A 21,110-nucleotide genomic window follows, 5' to 3' on the forward strand; every position below is an offset into this window, starting at 1 on the left:
GATAACATGAAGTATTTAAAAATCATTAGTGCATACGTCCTATGGATGACATTAGCCCTAAGCTGCTCCAGCTCAAAATTTAAACCCAGTTGGACAAAAACCCAAGCACCTGATACTTTTACCGCCAAGTTCCAAACCTCAAAAGGCGACTTTAACGTGGTGGCACAACGCCAATTATCGCCCAAGGCGGTGGACCGTTTTTACCAGTTGGTGAAGACGCGTTATTTTGACAACATTTTATTTTACAGGGTGAACCCCGGCTTTGTTGCCCAATTTGGAGCACATGACAGTACCATTTACCAAGCTTGGAACCAGTATAAAATACCCGATGAACCTGTACTCCAAGGCAACGAAAAAGGCACTTTGAGTTTTGCCCGGGGAGGAAAAGAAAGCCGGGGAACGGATTTATTTATCAACCTACGCGACAACCACCGTTTGGATACACTAGATTATAATGGTGTTAAGGGGTTTCCCACGTTTGGCAGGGTAACGGAAGGCATGGATGTATTGGAATCCCTTTATGATGGTTATGCGGACACTACCATGAACAACTTGGATGTGATGTATACCCATCTAGATGCTTTTATCAAAAAATACCCAAAGTTGGATACGATTTATGGGGTAGCTTTAGTAAAATAATACCTAAACACCATTAATACCCATGTCCTTGAAAAAGAGGTTATGGATTAGGTTGTAACCATAAGGAACCGCACACTGCATCCTAACAAAACAAAAGCGGTATCTGATAGCGCCCAAAAACTTATGGGTCATAATCCTAAGGCGTGCTATTGCTCACCTGTAACAACTTACCATTATAAAGCTTATGGGCAGATAAGCTAAAATCCTTGATATAGGCAGCCATTGCTGCGGCGGTTACCGGAGCTTCATACCCTGGGAAGGCTTCAGCCAGCATTTCGGTCTGTACGGCGCCCAGGGCCAAAACATTGAACGATGGTCCGGTTTCCTTAAATTCTTCTGCCCAAAGCTCGGTTAAGGTAATTACGGCTGCTTTACTGGAGCTATAGGCAGCCAATCCAGGGAATTTCATGCTCCCCTGCACACCGCCCATGGAGCTTATGGTAACCACATGCGAATCTTGGTGCATTTTAGGCAATAGGATTCTAGTGAGTTCGGCAACGCCAAAAACATTAACGCGATACACCCTTTCAAAATCTACCATGGTGGTTTCTGCAAAGGGTTTGTTCAGCAGGCTCCCGGCATTATTGACCAAGACATCCACCGTGTTCCACTCATCAATAAACTCCATCACCTTATGGTAATCATCCCCATTACAAAGGTCAAAGGCAAAAGTGGCAATATTGGCATGGTTCAGGTCCAAAATGGGCCTTGGGTTTCTAGAAAGGGCCAGTACCTTGTGGCCTTCATCAGCAAACTGCTTGGCCAGTTCAAAACCTATTCCCCTACTGGTTCCTGATATAATGATGTTTTTATGAGACATAATGTTAATTCGCTTACATTAAATGACTGTGCTACATGGCTTCGTTACGGAATTCTAGAACGGAAGATATTCAAAAGGAGGTAAAGATAATTGATTGCCCCAATTTTTAGGCAGAAAATGGGGCGGTAATTACGTGTCTACGCTGTTAGCAAACTTGTTATTTCTTGTCTTACCGTCCACGATTTGTTTTATTTTGGCAATTGATTTTTCTTTTTCTGAGTTGAACCCAAAAAATGCGAGTCCTATCCCAAAGGCCAACATCACTAAAGGAACAACGGCAAATAACGGATTGGTCTCTTGTCTAAGGATTCCATAAATGGTCCCAACGAAGCCCAGTCCAACCCCGCCCAGCCAAAAAGCCATAAATACGATAACAAATCTGTGGATTTTTAAGTCCATCAAAATGGTCGTTCCGTTTGCGCTATCAGTAATTGTCCCTTTGATTTGGGGTGAAAATGAGTTTTTTCCCTTTATCACTGGCTGTATTTGAAAGTTATTGCCGAACAACGTTCCTTCAAAACTTTTTTGGTTTGCTGGTCGGCCAAGCCTTAAAACCATTCCTTTTTTTGGTTGAATATTTTTCCGTAGTCTTTTTTGAACTTCCGGTTTTGATAGCGGACTAATGATTTCGACCTGATCTGAAAGAAATATTTTTATAGAAGTTTGTAGAGGGTTGAGCTATGCACAGTACGGGGGTAAACCAGCGTTTGCTTTCTACCACGGACATATGGAAATCTTTTGGTTTTCTTTTTTCTTTTTCCGGCTAAAGAGGAAGCCCAAAGCCTCGAGGCCATAGGTTTTATGGACTTTATAAAAATAAACAAACCTTGCGATTCTGCCCTCCAACAGGTAAGCCGTAAGCCCGTATGGCTAAAAGGTTTTGTTGGCAAGCGTATTTTGGGGGCAGTTTAGCGTATATTTTTCAAATCCTGTTTTCCAACAATCGCCGTGATATCCACCGTGCCATTATTGATTTTATAGTAAATGCTGCACAAACTGCAAACACAGCTGTGATCCCCTTTTTTAGTATTCCACAAATTATAACGAATGAGAATCGTTAGCTAAACTGTCAAAATATTCAAAAAACCTTTTGAAATAGTTGTCCGCTTGTTGCACTGCAAATTTTTTGATTCCATAAGGATGAATACGAATTAGGTCCTCTTTTGCATCGTAACTTTATCTATACCTACTCATTAAGTGGAGAGTAGGACTGTGCTAAGATTTGTTCCTTACCCTCTTTAGTAAATCCGCTGTTTTCAGACTTTTCCAATTTTGCCCTAATCCAGTCAATTTGGAGTGGTTGGTATTTAGCCTGACGAATTAAATCCTTCACAAGTTCGCTTTTACTAAAATATTCTTGATTATCAACTTGTGCGTTTAACCATTCATCATTTGGTCGCGTGAAAGATATGCGCTGTCTCGCCATAGAAATCCAATGATGATACTACTTTACCCTGTAAACGAACCAAACTCAAATTTTTATAATAATGACACCTATAGTAACATATACGTATAGTACCGAATTATGATGCAGTTAGTTTTCGGTTTGTTACTATCGTTTAATTTATATACTTCATTTCCTTTTAGCCATTAGATGGCTTGTATTATGCTACCATGTTCTACCCAGTTATTTTTCAATTATATCACCCTTTTTTAGTTCAGTACTTTTAAGACCTTCAACAAATTCAAATGCTATTGACATCAATCCATTTTCACTGTTGGTTGGAACTAAACAATTGAAATGAAGATGTTCTACATCTGTTTGGCCTGTCATACCTGATAATCCAATTGCTTGACCTTTTTTGACCTTGTCGCCTACGTTAACTAAGCTTCCATTTTCAGTTAAATGAACGTACTGGGTAAATATTCCAGAATTTGGTTCATATACGGTAATGAAATTTCCATAGGGTTTCCATTCTTTTCCTTTTCCACCAAATTTGTAATTATCAACAACCCCAACTACAAAGCCATTTGTTGCTGAACAAATAGTATCATTTATTTTTAGGGAAAAATCAACAGCAAATCTTGACCAGTCTGTATTATGAGTATAATTTGTATTGTTTCCTTGGATAACTTTGTATTTCCTTCCTTTTAGAAAAGGTAATTCCAGTTTAATAGGTTCGATTTTTTTTGACAAACTACCAAACTTCCAATTGTAGGCGAATGACATATTTTGGTCAAAATCTGAAACATTTATGATGTTAACTATTGTATCTGATTGTGCCTTTAATTCGAATGTGCCAAGTTGTTCAAGTACTGTTTTTAAATTTGGGTTGTTAGTTTCAATTTCGAATCTAATTGGGCAATCAACGGGATTTGTTAGCTTAATTTCTAAACTGTTATTCTCAAGATTAATTGTTGGTGGTGGAATTTCAGCTTGGGATATTTTCTTTGAAGGCAATTTAGTCGTTGAGCAACCAACAATGAATAGTGTCATTATACCTAATACTCTAAATTTCATATGGTTGGTGTTTTTTGCGTCAACGCTTGGGCTATGAACAGTTGCTTGTGTTAGCAAGTGTTTTCATTCAGAAGTAGTAATTTCAAATTCCGAAACTCTAGTTTCAATTATATTATTGTTTTCTACAAAATAGTAGTTGCAAATCAATTTAATAGAATAGGTCGTATTGTTGTTTAAACCAGTTACATTGATTAAAGTTGAACTTGTATCGAAAGTCTGATTTTCTACTCCGTCAATTTCTAAAACAAAACTATAATCATATTCAAAAGGCCCGCAATTATATAATCCACTTAAGTCTGTTCTCCAAGATAAATCAAAACCTGTTGATGTTAAATTGAAAGTACTAACATCTAATTCAGAAACTAAAGGAGAGTTATAAGAAGTAAATTCAAATTCTTTGAAAGTTGTCAGTTCTAAGTTGGGTTCATAATTAGTATCCACAGGCTCATTATCAAAATCAACCTCAACTTTAAGGCGGTAATTGTTATTAGGTAGTAGATTAACTATTGTGGGGATGGTTGCATTAGAAAAACCAGATTCCCAATAGCACTGATATTCACCTATTAATTCATCATTTATATAGATATTATAATTTGTCTGTTGTCCAGTTGTAGAAGGACTATAAATATTAATATCTGTATTATTTCTTGCTACAATGTTTACCGATGTATCTTGAACGTTAAATGCATATGCCTCGAAATCATCATCTGGAAGCTTAAATAATTTCCTGGTTTCTGTCGAAAAATGATTTTTAACACCTAAAAGCTCATTTTTACAAACAAAAATATCTAAACTATAATTGTAATCACCTTCTATATGTGCATAGTAAATAGGAATGTCAGAAATCTGCAATTCAGATTGATTAAAATTTATGTGTAATGGGTTCTGTGTAAAAGAACCTAATGAATTGATAAAAAATTTCATTTGGAAAATCAGGGTTAAGACCACTTATATTATAATTGATAGCAGTGTATCCAATATAATTTGTGTCAATTTGCAACAATAAATCATCAAATTCTTGTATAGACGGTGTTGTATATCTGAACTCTTCTGTATTGACCGTTCCATTAACGTCAAATTGCACTTTTATTGTATAGTCCGTTGATGGTTGGTGTAGGGATACAGTTGACTTTCCGTTGCCATTGCTAATGGGATTGCTGAAGTCAGTTGCCCCATGACCACTATAAACAAAGTACCGATAAGGGTAGGTGCCATTTGTATTTCCCCATGTTATGTAGGTTCGAATTTTATTTGAGTCAGTCTCAAAAATGAACTTTTCAATCTTGAAATCAACTACCCCTGTTTCTGCATCAGCCCGACTACTATCATCAGATGAACAACCTAACATAAATAGTAGTATTACAAACAACAAACTTTCCTTCATTTCAATATTTTTTGCACTTTAATATTTGCTAACGGCCCGGGTATGAAACGTAGGGCTTTTCTGAGCACTTAACTTTCCGCCCGAAACCAAGCTTACTATGAACCCGAAACTTGCGGAAACCACTGTTCGCCCTATATTTTATACCCATTGTTAGGCACAGTTTTTTATTTTAAACACTCAATTGTAGCTCAATTTCAGGCATTTCATCATAAGTTTTACCGTTCAAAATTCTCCCGTTCTTTTTCTTGTTTTTGCCACCCCACTGCTTGAAGAAAAACGCTACGTCATTTTTTTCACATTGTTCCTGTATGTCTATTACCCAATCGGCTTTCATAGGTCTAGGATTATGTCCACTTTCTCCACCAACGATTACCCAATCAATATTATCAAGATTCATATTTTGAAGTGGTCCAATTAATGGTTCAAGGGATAGGAACTTTGTTTTTGCATGTGTCTGTCTTAATTGGTCAATTCGTTTTGTAACTCTCTTATCTTCTACAGAAACGCCCATCCAAATATTGTGGCTCCATTTAAGTTGATTGTCAAGTTCCAAAAGTCTGCCCGCTCTTTTTGTGAGAACTTGAAAAACATGCTGTGGATTATCACGCATAACCTTAAAGACTTTTTGAATAAAATCTAATGGGACATCCTTATGGAAAAGGTCACTCATGGAATTGACAAAAACTATTTTTGACTTTTTCCACGTGTAAGGTACTCTCAGAGCACTTTCATGAGTTCTCACCTGAAAATTATCCTTGTATTTCTCCACACCCATTGCTCGCAGCCTCTTAGACATTATTTCTGCATAGCAGAATTTACACCCTTGGGATATCTTAGAGCAACCCGTAGTGGGATTCCAAGTCATTTCAGTCCATTCTATGCTTGATTGTGCCATTTATAATATTTCTATTTGTTTAGGTTCACGACTTTTCTTCCAAACTGTTGAACACTTAAATGAAGGATTTGATACTCTGATTAATTTACTTGCTTTCATTTCTTTAATCACAGGTATAACATGTCTTGCAATAAAGCCATTATTTAAAGCAAAGAGGAATACATCAATATCCGTCTTCAGAGTTCCATCAAGTATTTTTGAGCGTAAACTATCTTCAAATTTTGAGATTTTTTTCTGTTTATTGTCTTCTTCAAAAAGCGAAGGTTGAAGCTGTATTTTTTGGTCGCCCTGAATATCAAAATTTGCTTCTCCTGTTACGCCATCAAGACCCCAACAAATCTCAAGAAACTTTTCTAACCCCAATGGATGGCCACTCCCGAAAATTAAACCGTAGATGTTAGTCCCTTTTCGGATTGAAAAAGGTGCTAACCCATACGAGTGGTTTTTTGGTATCAAATCAGAGTACTTTTCATGGACTAGTCTGTGAATATCATAAAAGGGGGTATCTTTTATCTGTTGAGAGTCCATTCCAATAATATCAACTACGTTGGGGTCATTAGGGAATCTATTAAATGTGGACGATGAGATAAAAAACATTAAGTCTGTTACTGGAAGTTCAATGAGGGCTTTGAATCTCTCTTTATTTACGTACTTGATTCCGAACTGGTCTAAAAACATCAAGTTAGCTGCTTTCTTGGTATTTGGTAACAGCTTGGGAAATAATTCAACGAAATCTTCATTGTGAAAATTGATACTAATGTTTTCTCTGTCGTATCCTAGCTTGTTGATATTTTGGTCTAATTGCTCGAGGTATTGTTTATTCTGGTCATTGAAGAATAAATTAATTTGAACTTTAGTTGTCTTTACAAGGTCTTCAAATTCTTTAAGGACTTCTAAAGCAATTATTGGACTTCCTGCGGTACCTTCTGAATCTCTGCCCGTACCACAAAATAGGTCAAACAGGTTTACTATTTGTACAAAAGGCCTATGAGCAGCTAGGAAAACAGGGAACCATTTTTTAAGATACTCACGGTAAAGTTCAAGCTTTACGTTGGTGTCTTCCGTGAATGGTCTATTAAAGAATTCTTTGCTCATTTTTCCAAATTGTGCCTTACAACTAAACAAACGCTACCAAAAGGTCGCTAATCCTAAACCAGCTTTTTTAGCTGTTTAGTTCATCTGTATTTCTTGGGTAGCGGCATTGGCAATGCCTTCCAAAACGGGAATCATTTTATTCACCATTTGTGCCATATGTGCAAAATCCACTACGTCTACCTCATCCCCTACTTTGTGATAATGGTCAAAGTTGGTAAAGTCAAAGGTGCAAAAGGTGTGTGCAGGCACCCCATATTCTTGGTGGAATGGATAGTTGTCCGATCGCTGGAACAGGTTAAACTCCTTGGCCGTTGGCAAGAAACCCACCAAATTGGCCTTGGCATAGCGGTTACTCACCTGGGCCAGGTTAGAATTGTCATAACCGGTGATATACACCTCATAGTCCTTGCCCTCCAACGGTACGCCCGTCATCTCAAAGTTGAGCATAGCATAGAGCGGCACGTTTAAATCCTTCATTTTCTTGGCCAAGTGCTTGGAACCCAACAGCCCTTTTTCCTCCGCGCTGAACAGGGCAAACACCAAGCTGCGCTTTGTGGGGTTCGCTGCAAAGTACCGTGCAAATTCCATTACGGTAGCCGTCCCGGAGGCGTTGTCATTGGCGCCGTTGGCAATGGCGTCCCCATTCACTTCTTGGATCATCCCAATATGGTCATAGTGGGCACCAATTAGGATCAGCTCGTCCTTTAGGTCGGCATCGGTACCGGGCACAACGCCAACCACATTGTATGCGGGTTTGGTAAAGTTGGACAAGGTATCCCTATAACTATCAAAATAGGGCATCACTCCCTGCACCTTAAATTTTTCCTCAATAAATTGGGCGGCCATTTCAATGCCTTCACTGCCAGAATCACGGCCCTGTAAGGCATCAGAGGCCAAAAAATTCATGATTTCCCCTATGTCTTCAGCGGTGGTGACCGTTGGGTAGGCGGCACTGAGTTTTGCCATTACGCCTTCTGGGGCATCTTCCCCCACAGGCCGGTTGGGCATTTGCACCCCATCTGGGGTTAAACCATCCGTGGCCACCGGCTCTTTTAGGTTTTTGGTGTTTTTACAAGCCGTAGCAAGAACTACTAAGGCCAATACTGCAATAATCCTGTGTCTCATAAGTACGTGTGCTAAAACAATTCTTTAGGTCTAAAGATAAAAAAAGCATCCTAGGAACCTAGGATGCTTTGTATAATTAGCTACCAAACAATCCGTTTAGGCCAGCATGGTCACGGGGTTCTCCAAATACGCCCTCAATGTTTGTAAAAACTGTGCTCCGGTGGCCCCATCCACGGTTCTATGGTCACAGGCCAAGGTCACCTTCATGGTATTGCCCACAACGATTTCCCCATTTTTTACCACTGGCTTTTGCACAATGGCACCCACGGATAAAATGGCAGAATTGGGCTGGTTGATGATGGAAGTAAACTCCAATATACCAAACATACCCAAGTTGGAAACGGTAAAGGTGCTCCCTTCCATTTCTGCTGGGGTAAGCTTTTTGTTTCTTGCGCGCCCGGCCATATCCTTTACCGCAGCACCAATTTGGGTGAGGTTCATTTGGTCCGTAAATTTTAACACGGGAACCACTAGCCCATCTTCCACAGCTACGGCCACCCCAACGTGCACGTGATGGTTGTACTTGGTGGTATCATTGTTCCAGGTAGTATTTACCTGCGGATGCTTTTTTAGGGCCATGGCGCATGCTTTTAGCACCATATCGTTAAAAGACACCTTGGTATCTGGCAGGCTATTGATTTGGGCACGCGATGCTTTCGCATGGTCCATATCCACTTCTATGGTGAGGTAATAATGTGGCGCTGAAAATTTAGATTCGCTCAAACGCTTGGCGATTACCTTGCGCATTTGGGAGTTCTTCACCTCTTCCGTTCCCTCTTCACCTACCGGTAATACTACGGGTGCCGGTGCTGGGGCAGCAATGGCGCTGGTTGCTGCTGCTGTCTGTGCAGGCGCGGTAGCGGTCGCTGCGGGCTGATAGTTTTCCACATCCCGTTTAACGATCCTACCATTGTCCCCACTACCTTTTACGGTAGCCAAATCTATACCCTTGTCGGCGGCGATTTTTTTTGCGAGTGGGGAAGCATAAATCCTTGAGCCATCCATAGCAGCTGCTGGTGCTGCCGGCTCGCTGGGTTCTGCGGTTTTGGCGGGTTCCTTCTCCGCTGTATCCTCTGCTTTGGCCTCCGTACTTGGGGTTGCCTTTCCCGCATTTAAAACGGCATTAACATCGGTCCCTTCTGGGCCAATGACCGCCAGCAAAGAATCTACCGGGGCGCCTTCACCCTCCTGAATACCTATATGCAGTAAGGTTCCCGAGTAAAAAGACTCAAACTCCATGGTAGCCTTATCGGTTTCTATTTCCGCCAGAATGTCTCCTTCTTCCACCACATCGCCCACTTTTTTTAACCAAGCGGCCACGGTACCTTCTTCCATGGTATCGGACAATCTGGGCATGGTAATGATTTCAACACCCTCTGGAACCTCACCACCTGAACTCGGCGCTGGGGCCGGGGCCTTTTCGTCGGAAACAGCATCAGCGGTCTCTTCCTGTGGGACAGTGTTGCCTCCAATTAGTCCAGAAATATCCTCGCCTTCCTCCCCAATGATGGCAAGCAAGGTGTCCACAGGGGCTCCCTCCCCTTCTGCGATACCAATGTGCAACAAGGTTCCTTCATTAAAGGACTCAAACTCCATAGTGGCCTTATCTGTTTCAATCTCGGCCAAAATATCCCCTTCTTCCACTTTATCACCCACTTGCTTTAGCCATTTTGCAACGGTACCCTCTTCCATGGTATCGCTCAGTCTGGGCATATTGATTACTTCTGCCATCTACTCTAGAGTTTATGTTTAATGAATGGATAATCTTCTTGTTCGTACACCATATCGTACAATTGTTGTACTGGTGGAAAATCTGATTCCTCCGCGAATTTCTCACACTCGGCCACTCGGGCTTTCACCCGCTTGTCCATCTCCTTGATTTCCTCTTCCGTGGCATAGCCTTTTTCCAGAAGTACGTCTTTGACCTGGGTAATAGGGTCTATTTTTTTGTATTCTTCTACCTCATCCTTGGTACGGTAGTGCTGCGCATCTGACATGGAGTGCCCTCTGTACCGATACGTTTTCATTTCCAAGAAGGTTGGGCCGCCCCCAGTCCTTGCGCGTTCAATGGCCTTATCTACCTCTTTGGCCACGGTTACCGGATCCATACCATCTACCGGGGCACAGGGCATCTCGTAACCCAGTCCCAATTTGTAGATATCCGTGGAGTAGGAAGTCCTTGCCACGGATGTCCCCATGGCATAGCCATTGTTTTCACAAATAAAGACAACCGGCAGCTGCCATAACATGGCCAAGTTAAAGGCTTCATGTAATGAACCTTGCCTAACGGCGCCATCGCCCATATAACACAGGGTTACATTATCACGCTTAAAATATTTGTCCGCAAAGGCCAGACCGGCACCCAGGGGAATTTGACCACCAACGATACCATGTCCTCCATAGAAACGGTGTTCCTTGGAAAAAATGTGCATGGAACCGCCCATACCTTTGGAGGTTCCGGTGACCTTACCAAAGAGCTCTGCCATCACCATTTTGGGGTCTACGCCCATACCTATAGGCTGTACGTGGTTACGGTACGCGGTTATCATACGATCCTTGGTCAAATCCATGGCATGCAAAGAGCCCGCCAAAACCGCTTCCTGACCATTGTACAAATGTAAAAAACCCCTCACCTTTTGTTGAATGTAAACTGCGGCAAGCTTATCTTCAAACTTTCGCCAAAACAACATCTCTTCGTACCAGTTACGGTATACCTCTTTGGTTATTTTTTTCATCAATTGGTATGTTAAATAACGTTACCCCATTTTTGGGAAAAACAAAAATACGGATATATCTCTTTTGGGAAAAAAATTGATTTAAGAATCACTCAAAAAAGAGCTATTAAATGCCAGGGGTAACAAATCTGCAATGGAATCACATACATACACCGGGCCATTTTTGCCTTGCAGTATGATTTGAATGGGCTTCTGCTGCCGTTGTTCATACTCTGCAATGGACTGCCTACAGTTTCCACAAGGCGCGGCAGGACGGTCCACTTCATACCCCTTTGCGCTGGCACTTATGGCAATCATTTTAACGTGTTGTTCCGGATAATTGGCACCAGCACTAAAAATGGCCACGCGTTCTGCACACAGGCCCGATGGATAAGAGGCATTTTCCTGGTTGTTACCCAAAACCACAACGCCACTATCCAATAAAACGGCCGCACCCACCTGAAAATTGGAATACGGGGCGTAGGCTTTTTCTCTGGACGCAATGGCGGCCTTTAAAAGCGATCGTTCCCGTTCCGGTAGTTCTGTAATGGTGTCGTATTGGGTATACTTAAAAGAGACGGTCTTCCTTTTCATGGTCCGATGCATTTTTGGGAATCCTAAAAATAAGAAAACCCCAACGGCCGTTGGGGTTTTGCTTGTATTTTATTTTGCTCCTTAATCGTTATAAAATTCTTCACCAAAATTAAAGGTAAGTGAAAAACGAAGGGTGTTCTCCAAGGGATTCCTGACTTGGGAAGTGGAAAACAAATAGGATAAATCTATTTGCGCCGCCTTAAACTTAAAGCCAGCACCCAAGGTAAAAAATTGTCTTGCCCCCTTGTTTGGGTTTTCGTTAAAATAACCTGCACGGAGCATAAAGGCGTCCTGGTAGCGGTATTCCGTACCAAAGGCCCATGTTAACTCCTGCAGCTCCTCACTAAATCCGTCGGGCGCATCACCAAAAGATTCAAACACGCCATTAAAGAAACTAATTTGCTGATAAATATCGTTGTCAGCAGATGTGATTACGCCATCAGAAGGTGTATTTCCGAATTCATCAACAAAATCCCGTGGGGTGGGGACCAAAAGTTTGTTGAACTCTGAGTAGACGCCAATGACGTTATCCTGGTCCAGAATAAAATCAAAACCGGCACCAAACTTTAAATTGGTGGGCAAAAAGTTTTCTTGCCCGCCTTCATCATACTGTAATTTACCCCCTAAATTGGAAATATTGAATCCTGCCCTCCAGCGACCGTCAAAATTATTGTAGGCAATCTCCGGAGACCTGTAAAAACCGGAAACATCCACTGCAAAAGAATTGGCTCCCTGCGAATCTTGCTGTGAATCTTGAAACCTAAGGTTGGAACTGATAAAACGACCGCCCACTGCCATGGAGAACGTATTGCTCAATTTCAAGGAATAAGAACCGTCCAAAGCAAATTCATTTGGATTTACGATGACCGGGGTCTGGTCTATGGTTTGCCTAAGCTCAATATCCCCCAGTCCAAAATACCTGATGGAAAATGCAAAGGCACTCCGATCACTTAGTTTATTGTAAATACTTGCGTTTAACAAGGAGATATCCGTTACAATGCTTTCCAAATATGGGGTATAGCTCACACCAATGCCCATTTTTTGTTCCGCAAAGGCAAATTTTGCCGCATTCCATTGCTGGGAAAAGGCATCAACCGGGGTGGCCACTCCCATATCCCCCATACCGGAGGCCCTGGCATCTGCCGCTATGTTCAAAAAGGGAACCGCAGTGGTAATGGTTCTTTCTAATTGGGCACTGGCACCTACACCGGCCAACAGAAAGCTGAGTAGCATAAATTTTTTCATTTGTATCATATCAGTTAATCTGGTTAAAGGTCTGAACATACTATAAGGTGTTCAAAAAATATAGATGTACTACCCATAAACGGGCTTTTTGGGCAAATCTTATACCTGCGTATCAAATTGTTCCAAAAATCCGTTCAACTGCATTAATGCGTTCCAAGATTGGCCCATGAGGTTCCAAAGGTGCTCCACACCAGTGTTAAAGCCAATATGCATTTATACTACATTGCACTTTACATCGTTATCTCTACAGTAGAACGCCAAAGGCACATAACGAAATGCACAGATTTATTTTCATCGGATAAAATATTCTGTTTTTCTTTTCGTTCTTATGCCGATAGAGCTTTAAATCAAATGAACCTAAAGTACCAACATTACAGCAAATAGTTGGTTTTTGAACTCAAGTCCTAATTATGAAAAATTACGTTTTTAAAATTGTGCTATCATGTGCGGTCGTCGCCGGCCCACTTTCTAGTTGCAAAAATTCATCCTCTTCCTCTAAGAATGTTTCTAGGGCTACCGGATGGAAGATCAATGCCAAGGAAGGTGGTTTTCAGTACAATTCTGAATTCAAGGAACAGGAAACGCCTCCAGGAACGGTGTTTATTGAAGGTGGAACCTTTACCAAAGGCCAGGTTCAGGATGATGTGATGCATGACTGGAACAATTCTCCCACACAACAGCATGTACAGTCCTTTTATATGGATGAGTCCGAGGTGACCAACCTTATGTACTTGGAATATTTGGATTATTTAAAGGCGGTCTATCCTCCTGAAAATCCGATGTATGAAAATATCTACAAAGGGGCACTCCCGGATACCTTGGTCTGGAGAAACAGATTGGGTTTTAACGAGACCATGACCAACAGTTATTTAAGGCACCCAGCCTATGCGGAATATCCCGTTGTAGGGGTAAATTGGGTTCAGGCAACACAATATGCCGAGTGGAGAACGGACCGTGTCAATGAAGCCATGTTGGAACGCGAGGGCTATTTGGCCCAGGATGCTAAGTATCAAGTCCTAAGTGGAGAAATAGGTGGAACCTTCAGTACGGAGGCCTATTTAAACAATCCAGAATCCGTTTACGGTGGCCAGATAGATTCCCTTCAGGGAAAACAAAAAAAGGACAGTACCAATACCTTTGCCAAGAGAAGCAGCGGTATCATCATGCCAGAATATAGGCTACCTACGGAGACCGAGTGGGAATATGCGGCACAGGCCCTTATCGGAACAAGGGAATACAACAATTATAGAGGTAGAAAAAAATATCCATGGGAGGGAGATTATACCCGAAGTGGACAGCGTGTTGGCCGCGGAGACCAATTGGCCAACTTTAAACAAGGTAAGGGTGATTATGGCGGTATAGCTGGATGGTCCGATGATGGAGCCGATATCACTGCCGAAGTAAGATCCTACAAGCCCAACGATTTTGGACTTTACGATATGGCAGGTAACGTTTCTGAGTGGGTGGCCGATGTTTACCGACCCATAGTGGATGATGAGATCAGTGATTTTAATTACTACAGGGGCAACATTTATATGAAAAAAGCCATCGGAGAGGATGGAAAAGTACAAATACTTAGGGACTCTGTGGTGTTTGATACCCTTCCCAACGGCAAAGTTGTGGCCATGAACCTTCCAGGGGAAATTAAAATGGTTCCCGTGGGGGAAGAAGAAACCTATTTAAGGACCAACTTCTCTTCCAGTGATAACAGAGGGTTTAGGGACGGTGACCCAGGTTCTTCCAGATTCTTTGAGCGTTTTAGCGATGAAGATGAGGATGCCAGGAAAATGTACGATTCCCCAAAGCATAAAGTGGAGAGGGATTCTACCGGAAATTTAATCCGTCAATATGATACCTCAAATTACAGGACTTCATTAATCAACGATGAAGTAAGGATTTACAAAGGTGGTTCTTGGAGGGATAGGGCCTTTTGGTTAGACCCTGCACAAAGACGCTATTTACCACAGTACATGGCAACCGATGATATTGGTTTTAGATGCGCTATGTCACGGGTAGGTTCCAAATCCAAAACCAAAAACAAAACGGTACGGCACAAAAAGGCAAAATAAAATTGCATAAGATATCATGGAGCCCCTAGCTGAAAAGTTAGGGGCTTTTTTTATCTTAGACCTATGGAAATATCATCACTGCACCAGCTTTTTCTTAGGCATCCAAACGCTTTTACGGATAGTAGGAACTGTATTGAAAACGGTATATATTTTGCCCTTAAAGGCCCCAATTTCAATGGAAATACATTTGCCAGGGAAGTCTTGGAAAAGGGTGCGGCATACGCCGTTGTGGACGATGCTGCCCATGCTGGCCAGGAGCGAACCATTTTGGTGGACAATGTGCTTAACACATTACAGGAACTGGCAACCTACCATAGAAATTACTGCAAGGCCAAAGTCATCTCACTTACAGGAAGCAACGGAAAAACCACTACTAAGGAGCTTATCTACGCGGTGCTGTCCACAACCTATAGTACCATTGCCACCAAAGGTAACCTTAACAACCATATAGGGGTACCATTAAGCCTTTTGACCATTGCCCCAGAGACAGAAATGGCCATTATAGAAATGGGTGCCAACCATCAAAAAGAAATTGCCATGCTGAGCGCTATTTCACAACCAGATTATGGCTATATCACCAATTTTGGAAAAGCGCATTTAGAGGGTTTTGGCGGTGTGGAAGGTGTGATTAAAGGCAAAAGCGAGCTTTACGACTACCTTATGGACAATAATAGGTACGCTTTCCTGAATGCGGACGACGCCATACAAAAAGAAAAGCTGTCCAGCCATATCAAGAAAATTGGATTTAGCCAAACAGACCATGAATATTATAACATACGGATGATAGCCTCAGAGCCCTATGTAAGCCTAAGTTTTGAGGGACAAACCATTAACACCCAACTGGTAGGCCATTATAATTTCACCAATTGCGCCATTGCGGTATTAGTGGGGAAGTACTTTAATGTCCCCATTGATGCCATTAAAAGCGCCATAGAAGGGTATGTCCCGGAAAACAATCGTTCGCAATTGATCAAAAAACAAGGGTACGAAATACTTCTGGATGCCTACAATGCCAATCCCACAAGCATGAAAGCGGCCTTGGAAAGCTTTCAAAAAAATACGGCCAACACCAAAATCCTTTTCCTTGGCGATATGTTTGAATTGGGAGAAGAAGCGGAAAAAGAACACCAATACATTGCAGAACTGGCCAAAGAACTTGGTTTTGACGAGGTATACCTGGTGGGGGAGAACTTTTATAAAACGACCAGCCAATATCCAAAATTTAAAACCTTTGAGGACTTAAAAGCGCATTTGGGAACATCAAAAATTCCGTCCTCGTCCATACTCATCAAAGGCTCAAGAGGCATGGCCTTGGAACGTATCCTAGATAGCATTTACTCCTAAAGTTTTCTAAAGATTACGTTCTAATTGAAATCATAGGAAACATTTTACGAACTAAGCTCCATAATCTTAAAGCATGGAGAAACATAGTATCATTTTTGACGGGGAATGCAATCTTTGCAATGGAGTGGTAGCCTGGTTGTGGCCACTTACCCCAAAGGACACCTTTGAGTTTGTGGCTTTTCAGTCCCCATACGGTAAAAAACTACTGCGCACCTTTGGATTTCCCCAAGACCAACTCACCACGGTGATTTTGGTGGACGAAACAGGAGCGTACACCCATTCCGATGGATTCCTGAAAATACTGGGATACATTCCAAAATACCGCTTGGTTGCAACCTTATTGGCTTTTATCCCAAGGATATTTAGGGATGTGATTTACAATGCCGCATCAAAGAACAGGGTGCGCTGGTTCGGAAAATCAAAATCTTGTACCATCGGTGTTTAGGCCACGACAAGTGTGCATATTGAATTCTAACACCCAATAGCATCCGTATCTAGAATCTAAAATATTCTGGGCAAGATGTGCAGAAAACTTTGTGTTGAAGTAAACTTCCCCGACGCCTCGGGGGAACCAGTGGAGTATACTGCCCCGACGCCTCGGGGGAACCAGTGGAGTATACTGGATTCGAACCAGTGACCTCTGCCCTGTCAAGGCAGCGCTCTAAACCAACTGAGCTAATACTCCAATAAGATGCCGCAATATCGTAAAAATGTTACCAATCTCCATATTCTGCAGAATTCTTTTGGGTTTCGTGCAGTGTAATATGTAATTGCTGGGCCTTATCCAACTTTGGCTTTAAAATATCATAGATAATTTTTACAAAATATTCGGTTGAGGGCAAGATGTCTTTAAACTCTGGGCAGTCTTCATTTAGGTTTTTATGGTCAAAACGAAGCTCTACCTCTTCTTTTATCAGCTTTCCCAAAACAGCCAAATCCATCACAAATCCGGTATCTGGATCAACCTCCCCTTTGATCCTCACTTCTAGGTCAAAATTATGGCCGTGATAATGTGGACTGTTGCACTTACCAAAAACGTGTAGATTTTTCTCATCGCTCCAGTTGGGATTATGTAAACGATGTGCCGCGTTAAAATGTGCTTTTCTGCAAATAGTTGCTATCATACCTCCGTAATGTGCGGCAAATTTAATTCAAAAAAAAGGCTCCCACCTAGCATCGCCCTTGTTAAAAAACCTCTTTTTTGATAAATTCCAGGCTCTTACCCACCTGCTCAACACTCCTAGAGGACTCATCCTCAAGAAAAAAATGGGTAACCCCCAGCTCTTTCCCCCATAAGGCCAAGGCCTTAATATCAATCATCCCTGTCCCCAAAGTGACATTGTCCTCCACATCACCATGACCGGTAAGATTGCCCACAGTACCTTTTTTCATATCCTTTAAATGCATAAGCTTAAACTTATCAGGGTATCTATCAAATAAAAGCATAGGATCTTCCCCGCCATGTACTACCCAATAGACATCCATTTCAAAATCAAAATGTACAGCCTTCTTGGCCATATCATCAAATAAGGTACCCTCACCATATGGACGAAATTCATAGCCGTGAGGATGGTATACCAAATTAAGGCCTTGGCTTCTAAAAAACTTTCCGGCACTATTAAAGACTTGGGTGGCGTTTTGGTTGTCCTCAAGGGTATAATCATCCCCATCATGAGGTATCCAAGCACACATGACATAACTGGCGCCAAAGCTTTTGGCCCTCTTTGCCACACGTTCCGGATTATCCCGTATTTCCTCAAAACTTGCATCCGCACTCACTACCTGTAGGTTATTCTCTACAAGCAACCGTACAAACTCTTCCTGCGACAGGCCATAGGTGTCCACACCGCCTTCAATACTTGTAATTCCCCACGCTTTTAATTGTTGGAACATGGCTGGTGCATCTTCTTTAAATTGGTTTCTAAAACTGTATAGCTGCACCCCAACGGATTGGTCCACACCATCATCTTCTCCGCAGGAAGAAATAAGCAGTGCACATAGCATTAAACAGGATAATTTTCCCATGCTTACGTTATCTTTAGGTTAATAGGTTCCCATCATCATCCCATTGGGCCACAATATGTCTTTTGCTCTGATCTACACATTTAGCAATCCATTCCGGATCATAGGCCACGCCATGCTGTTTTAACACCTCTTCTGGAACACCGTCCCAAATATTGGGCATATTACCCTTATAGCCTAAATCTGCAATACCTACTTTGGAGGTATAATACCCGGACACCGTTAGATTCCGCATCAGCGCAAAGAACTGGATTTCCAAAGGTTGTTTGTCTAGCGGGATTTCCGGGTCATGCCAACAAATTTGATCACAAATTTCCTTTTGTTGTTCTAGACTTGCGGATTTAAAGGCCACACCAAATTCGGTATTACTTTTATGATCTAACCACATTAAACCGCCTAAGAGCGTAGTTTCCAATTCAGGAATATCCTTTCCCATAAATTCTATAAATTCTGGGACCTGCGCCTCAATAGGGCCACCATGCGGTTCATTGGGCGGTAATATAACCGTGCTCAATACCGCAATCGTTTCCATCTCGTGGGCATTGAACAATTGTTTTGCATGTAACTCCTCAATGCGTTCCAATTCCTTGGGGGTACGTCCAAAATAGTTGGGGTCTGGCTGTACTGCGGCTGCTCCACTCTTATTGACGTCTGTTTGGCAACCATGAAAAGCAAGCGCAGAGGCACCCGCACCCAAAATAATGGTCTGTATGCTTTTTCTCCTATCCATAATTAAATACTTTGCTGCTTGAGCTGTTGAATGATATAATCCGATGCCCGCATGGATAACGCAAGAATGGTCCATGTACAATTTTTATCGGCCTGCGAAACAAATGGCCCGGCATCTACTATAAAAACATTGTCCACATCGTGCAATTGTTGAAATTTATTGGTTACCGAAGTCTTTGGGTCATTTCCCATCCTGGTGGTGCCCACTTCATGGATAATTTCCCCGGGGGCGTTTAATCCATAATTTTTCTCCTTACCTGGCTTTTCCCCTAGGTAATGCCCGCCCATGTTGTGGATAATTTCCTCAAAAGTATCCTGCATGTGCTTGGCCTGCCGTTTTTCCAGATCTGACCATTTGTAGTTAAATTTCAACACTGGAATCCCATATTGATCCACGGTGGTTGGGTCAATTTCACAATAGTTCTCTTTTCTGGCGATGCCTTCCCCGCGGCCTCCAAAACCAATGACGCAGCCATAATATTTTTTTACATCCTCTCTTAGACTATCTCCATATCCCCCGACCCTAAGTCCGAAAAACTTGTTAAAATCATTGGGGTTAAAACCAAAACCATAATTAGGCTGTCCGATACCTCCCCAGACCTCAATATGATACCCTCTTGGAAAATCCAGCTTGGTATTGTCTCCCCACCACGGAGAATACACATGCATACCGCCAACACCATCTTCATTATAGGAAATATCACGGTTCATGAGCGCAGGGATAAAACCAGCAGCACTGGAGCCGGTAGAATCATGCAGGTATTTGCCCACCAGATTGCTGCTATTTCCAAGCCCATTGGGATGTTGCCCACTTTTGGAATTTAAAAGGATACGTGCAGAACTGCAGGCAGAAGCGGCCAGCACCACTACCTTTGCCCGTAGTTTGTACTCTTTCCTATCTTCCTTATTCACATAGGACACTCCTGTTGCCTTGCCCTCTGCATTGGTAGTGACTTCCCGCACCATGGCGTTTACATATAATTTTACTTTGCCTCCACTTTTCTGCGCCGGAAAAATTAAGCAACTGCCCGATGAAAAATCTGCATACACAGAGCAAGATCTGGAACATTGACCACAATAAAAGCAAACTCCCCGGTCCTTGTTTATTCTTTTGGTAAGCATGGACATTCTGGAAGGTATCACAGGAATACCCGCCTTTTTAGCTCCATTGATATAAAACAATTCGTGCAGTCTTGGCTTTGGCGGGGGGAGAAAAAAGCCATCGGGGTCGTTTTCCAAACCTTCGTTTGTACCAAACACACCGATCAACTTATCTAACTTATCATAATAGGGCTTTACATCCTCATAGCCAATGGGCCAATCCTCCCCATAACCATCCCGGGTCTTTCCTTTAAAGTCCTTGGGGCCAAAACGTAGGGAAATCCTACCCCAGTGATTGGTGCGCCCACCCAGCATTCTGGAACGCCACCATTTAAATTCCGTTCCTTCTACATGGGTGTAAGGCTCTCCCTCTACCTCCCAGTCCCCATAGGACATGTCCCACTCCCCAAAGGCACGGTCTGTGTTGGCCCCTCTTCTGGGCGACTCATAAGGCCATTTTAATTGTGTCATGGTCTTGGGGTCAGCAGGATCAAAGTAAGGGCCTGCCTCCACAACGGCCACATTAAAACCTGCATCTGCCAATTGTTTGGTAGCCATACCGCCACCTGCACCAGAACCTACAATGATAACATCGTATATTTCTGGGGATTCTATGATTTGCATGTTATAATCGATTTGTTTTCCGCTTTAAATTAATCAAAACTGCACGTAAACCGATAAAAAAATACTAAAACCTAAAAATTGGGCATAAAAAAAACCTGATGCAAAAACATCAGGTTGTTTGGTGGGCGCTGAGGGATTCGAACCCCCGACCCCCTCGGTGTAAACGAGGTGCTCTGAACCAACTGAGCTAAGCGCCCCATTTTCTCAAATGAGGAGTGCAAATATAGCACCATTTTTTTGTTACCGACA

Annotated in this window: 21 protein-coding genes and 2 tRNA genes; 4 read left to right on the plus strand and 19 right to left on the minus strand. The window is 42.2% G+C overall.

The features are described 5' to 3' along the window. Positions 1-6: 6 nt before the first annotated feature. On the plus strand, positions 7-639 hold the full coding sequence (locus tag I595_RS04480; protein WP_054558206.1) for a peptidylprolyl isomerase: 633 nt from the start codon (positions 7-9) through the stop codon (positions 637-639). A 136-nt stretch (positions 640-775) separates the two neighbouring features. Here I595_RS04480 and I595_RS04485 read toward each other — a convergent pair whose 3' ends face one another. The 13 genes from I595_RS04485 to porV form a co-directional block, all read right to left on the minus strand. Then, entirely contained in the window at positions 776-1,459 is a 684-nt protein-coding gene (locus tag I595_RS04485) for an SDR family NAD(P)-dependent oxidoreductase (protein WP_054558207.1), read from the minus strand. 129 nt (positions 1,460-1,588) lie between these two features. Continuing rightward, positions 1,589-2,017 carry a hypothetical protein gene (locus I595_RS04490; protein ID WP_245628225.1) on the minus strand — a complete coding sequence of 143 codons (429 nt, stop codon included), beginning with the start codon at positions 2,015-2,017 and terminating at the stop codon, positions 1,589-1,591. Positions 2,018-2,645: 628 nt separating this feature from the next. Further along, on the minus strand, positions 2,646-2,792 hold the full coding sequence (locus tag I595_RS17785) for a hypothetical protein (RefSeq protein ID WP_316934158.1): 147 nt from the start codon (positions 2,790-2,792) through the stop codon (positions 2,646-2,648). Positions 2,793-3,086: 294 nt separating this feature from the next. Then, positions 3,087-3,920, minus strand: a complete 834-nt coding sequence (locus I595_RS04500; RefSeq protein ID WP_157449646.1) for a M23 family metallopeptidase — start codon at positions 3,918-3,920, stop codon at positions 3,087-3,089. Between the two features lie 63 nt (positions 3,921-3,983). Then, positions 3,984-4,772: a hypothetical protein gene (locus tag I595_RS04505; RefSeq protein WP_157449647.1), complete on the minus strand. Its 789-nt coding sequence runs from the start codon at positions 4,770-4,772 to the stop codon at positions 3,984-3,986. A gap of 10 nt (positions 4,773-4,782) precedes the next feature. Then, positions 4,783-5,304: a hypothetical protein gene (locus I595_RS04510; RefSeq protein WP_054558212.1), complete on the minus strand. Its 522-nt coding sequence runs from the start codon at positions 5,302-5,304 to the stop codon at positions 4,783-4,785. A 169-nt stretch (positions 5,305-5,473) separates the two neighbouring features. Continuing rightward, complete coding sequence (locus I595_RS04515; RefSeq protein WP_054558213.1) at positions 5,474-6,199, minus strand: DUF5131 family protein; 726 nt, start codon at positions 6,197-6,199, stop codon at positions 5,474-5,476. Then, on the minus strand, positions 6,200-7,294 hold the full coding sequence (locus tag I595_RS04520) for a three-Cys-motif partner protein TcmP (RefSeq protein ID WP_054558214.1): 1,095 nt from the start codon (positions 7,292-7,294) through the stop codon (positions 6,200-6,202). Positions 7,295-7,369: 75 nt separating this feature from the next. Beyond that, positions 7,370-8,419 (minus strand): M28 family metallopeptidase, encoded by a 1,050-nt coding sequence (locus tag I595_RS04525; RefSeq protein ID WP_083467493.1) that lies wholly within the window; start codon positions 8,417-8,419, stop codon positions 7,370-7,372. A 96-nt stretch (positions 8,420-8,515) separates the two neighbouring features. Beyond that, complete coding sequence (locus I595_RS04530) at positions 8,516-10,150, minus strand: pyruvate dehydrogenase complex dihydrolipoamide acetyltransferase (protein WP_054558215.1); 1,635 nt, start codon at positions 10,148-10,150, stop codon at positions 8,516-8,518. A gap of 5 nt (positions 10,151-10,155) precedes the next feature. Further along, positions 10,156-11,154: a pyruvate dehydrogenase (acetyl-transferring) E1 component subunit alpha gene (pdhA, locus tag I595_RS04535; protein ID WP_054558216.1), complete on the minus strand. Its 999-nt coding sequence runs from the start codon at positions 11,152-11,154 to the stop codon at positions 10,156-10,158. Positions 11,155-11,235: 81 nt separating this feature from the next. After that, positions 11,236-11,727, minus strand: a complete 492-nt coding sequence (cdd, locus tag I595_RS04540; protein ID WP_054558217.1) for a cytidine deaminase — start codon at positions 11,725-11,727, stop codon at positions 11,236-11,238. 81 nt (positions 11,728-11,808) lie between these two features. Further along, positions 11,809-12,972: a type IX secretion system outer membrane channel protein PorV gene (gene porV / locus I595_RS04545; protein WP_054558218.1), complete on the minus strand. Its 1,164-nt coding sequence runs from the start codon at positions 12,970-12,972 to the stop codon at positions 11,809-11,811. Between the two features lie 410 nt (positions 12,973-13,382). Here porV and gldJ point away from each other — a divergent pair, with 410 nt between their 5' ends. The 3 genes from gldJ to I595_RS04560 all read left to right on the plus strand — a co-directional run bounded on the left by gldJ (position 13,383) and on the right by I595_RS04560 (position 16,830). After that, on the plus strand, positions 13,383-15,041 hold the full coding sequence (gldJ, locus tag I595_RS04550) for a gliding motility lipoprotein GldJ (RefSeq protein ID WP_054558219.1): 1,659 nt from the start codon (positions 13,383-13,385) through the stop codon (positions 15,039-15,041). 63 nt (positions 15,042-15,104) lie between these two features. Then, the gene (locus I595_RS04555; RefSeq protein ID WP_054558220.1) at positions 15,105-16,385 is read left to right on the plus strand and encodes a UDP-N-acetylmuramoyl-tripeptide--D-alanyl-D-alanine ligase; all 1,281 of its coding nucleotides are present in this window, start codon (positions 15,105-15,107) and stop codon (positions 16,383-16,385) included. Positions 16,386-16,458: 73 nt separating this feature from the next. Next, complete coding sequence (locus I595_RS04560; RefSeq protein ID WP_054558221.1) at positions 16,459-16,830, plus strand: thiol-disulfide oxidoreductase DCC family protein; 372 nt, start codon at positions 16,459-16,461, stop codon at positions 16,828-16,830. Positions 16,831-16,995: 165 nt separating this feature from the next. On the opposite strand, the gene I595_RS04565 is transcribed toward I595_RS04560, so the two are convergent. The 6 genes from I595_RS04565 to I595_RS04590 all read right to left on the minus strand — a co-directional run bounded on the left by I595_RS04565 (position 16,996) and on the right by I595_RS04590 (position 21,058). Beyond that, positions 16,996-17,070 (minus strand) — tRNA-Val (locus tag I595_RS04565). Positions 17,071-17,098: 28 nt separating this feature from the next. Continuing rightward, positions 17,099-17,509: a 6-pyruvoyl trahydropterin synthase family protein gene (locus I595_RS04570; RefSeq protein WP_054558222.1), complete on the minus strand. Its 411-nt coding sequence runs from the start codon at positions 17,507-17,509 to the stop codon at positions 17,099-17,101. A gap of 61 nt (positions 17,510-17,570) precedes the next feature. After that, positions 17,571-18,410, minus strand: coding sequence for a sugar phosphate isomerase/epimerase family protein (locus I595_RS04575; protein WP_083467494.1), 840 nt, complete (start codon positions 18,408-18,410; stop codon positions 17,571-17,573). A gap of 13 nt (positions 18,411-18,423) precedes the next feature. Beyond that, entirely contained in the window at positions 18,424-19,137 is a 714-nt protein-coding gene (locus I595_RS04580) for a gluconate 2-dehydrogenase subunit 3 family protein (protein ID WP_054558223.1), read from the minus strand. A 2-nt stretch (positions 19,138-19,139) separates the two neighbouring features. Continuing rightward, entirely contained in the window at positions 19,140-20,861 is a 1,722-nt protein-coding gene (locus I595_RS04585) for a GMC family oxidoreductase (protein WP_054558224.1), read from the minus strand. Positions 20,862-20,980: 119 nt separating this feature from the next. Further along, a tRNA-Val gene (locus tag I595_RS04590) sits at positions 20,981-21,058 on the minus strand. Between the last annotated feature and the right edge of the window lie 52 nt (positions 21,059-21,110).

The organism is Croceitalea dokdonensis DOKDO 023, assembly GCF_001306415.1.
Lineage (GTDB): Bacteria > Bacteroidota > Bacteroidia > Flavobacteriales > Flavobacteriaceae > Croceitalea > Croceitalea dokdonensis.

Bases quoted from the DNA above. Each gene is read 5' to 3' on its own strand.
- I595_RS04480 (WP_054558206.1), top strand. From the start codon at position 7: ATGAAGTATTTAAAAATCATTAGTGCATACGTCCTATGGATGACATTA.
- I595_RS04485 (WP_054558207.1), bottom strand. From the start codon at position 1,459: ATGTCTCATAAAAACATCATTATATCAGGAACCAGTAGGGGAATAGGT.
- I595_RS04490 (WP_245628225.1), bottom strand. From the start codon at position 2,017: ATGGTTTTAAGGCTTGGCCGACCAGCAAACCAAAAAAGTTTTGAAGGA.
- I595_RS04500 (WP_157449646.1), bottom strand. From the start codon at position 3,920: ATGAAATTTAGAGTATTAGGTATAATGACACTATTCATTGTTGGTTGC.
- I595_RS04510 (WP_054558212.1), bottom strand. From the start codon at position 5,304: ATGAAGGAAAGTTTGTTGTTTGTAATACTACTATTTATGTTAGGTTGT.
- I595_RS04515 (WP_054558213.1), bottom strand. From the start codon at position 6,199: ATGGCACAATCAAGCATAGAATGGACTGAAATGACTTGGAATCCCACT.
- I595_RS04520 (WP_054558214.1), bottom strand. From the start codon at position 7,294: ATGAGCAAAGAATTCTTTAATAGACCATTCACGGAAGACACCAACGTA.
- I595_RS04525 (WP_083467493.1), bottom strand. From the start codon at position 8,419: ATGAGACACAGGATTATTGCAGTATTGGCCTTAGTAGTTCTTGCTACG.
- I595_RS04530 (WP_054558215.1), bottom strand. From the start codon at position 10,150: ATGGCAGAAGTAATCAATATGCCCAGACTGAGCGATACCATGGAAGAG.
- pdhA (WP_054558216.1), bottom strand. From the start codon at position 11,154: ATGAAAAAAATAACCAAAGAGGTATACCGTAACTGGTACGAAGAGATG.
- cdd (WP_054558217.1), bottom strand. From the start codon at position 11,727: ATGAAAAGGAAGACCGTCTCTTTTAAGTATACCCAATACGACACCATT.
- porV (WP_054558218.1), bottom strand. From the start codon at position 12,972: ATGAAAAAATTTATGCTACTCAGCTTTCTGTTGGCCGGTGTAGGTGCC.
- gldJ (WP_054558219.1), top strand. From the start codon at position 13,383: ATGAAAAATTACGTTTTTAAAATTGTGCTATCATGTGCGGTCGTCGCC.
- I595_RS04555 (WP_054558220.1), top strand. From the start codon at position 15,105: ATGGAAATATCATCACTGCACCAGCTTTTTCTTAGGCATCCAAACGCT.
- I595_RS04560 (WP_054558221.1), top strand. From the start codon at position 16,459: ATGGAGAAACATAGTATCATTTTTGACGGGGAATGCAATCTTTGCAAT.
- I595_RS04570 (WP_054558222.1), bottom strand. From the start codon at position 17,509: ATGATAGCAACTATTTGCAGAAAAGCACATTTTAACGCGGCACATCGT.
- I595_RS04575 (WP_083467494.1), bottom strand. From the start codon at position 18,410: ATGGGAAAATTATCCTGTTTAATGCTATGTGCACTGCTTATTTCTTCC.
- I595_RS04580 (WP_054558223.1), bottom strand. From the start codon at position 19,137: ATGGATAGGAGAAAAAGCATACAGACCATTATTTTGGGTGCGGGTGCC.
- I595_RS04585 (WP_054558224.1), bottom strand. From the start codon at position 20,861: ATGCAAATCATAGAATCCCCAGAAATATACGATGTTATCATTGTAGGT.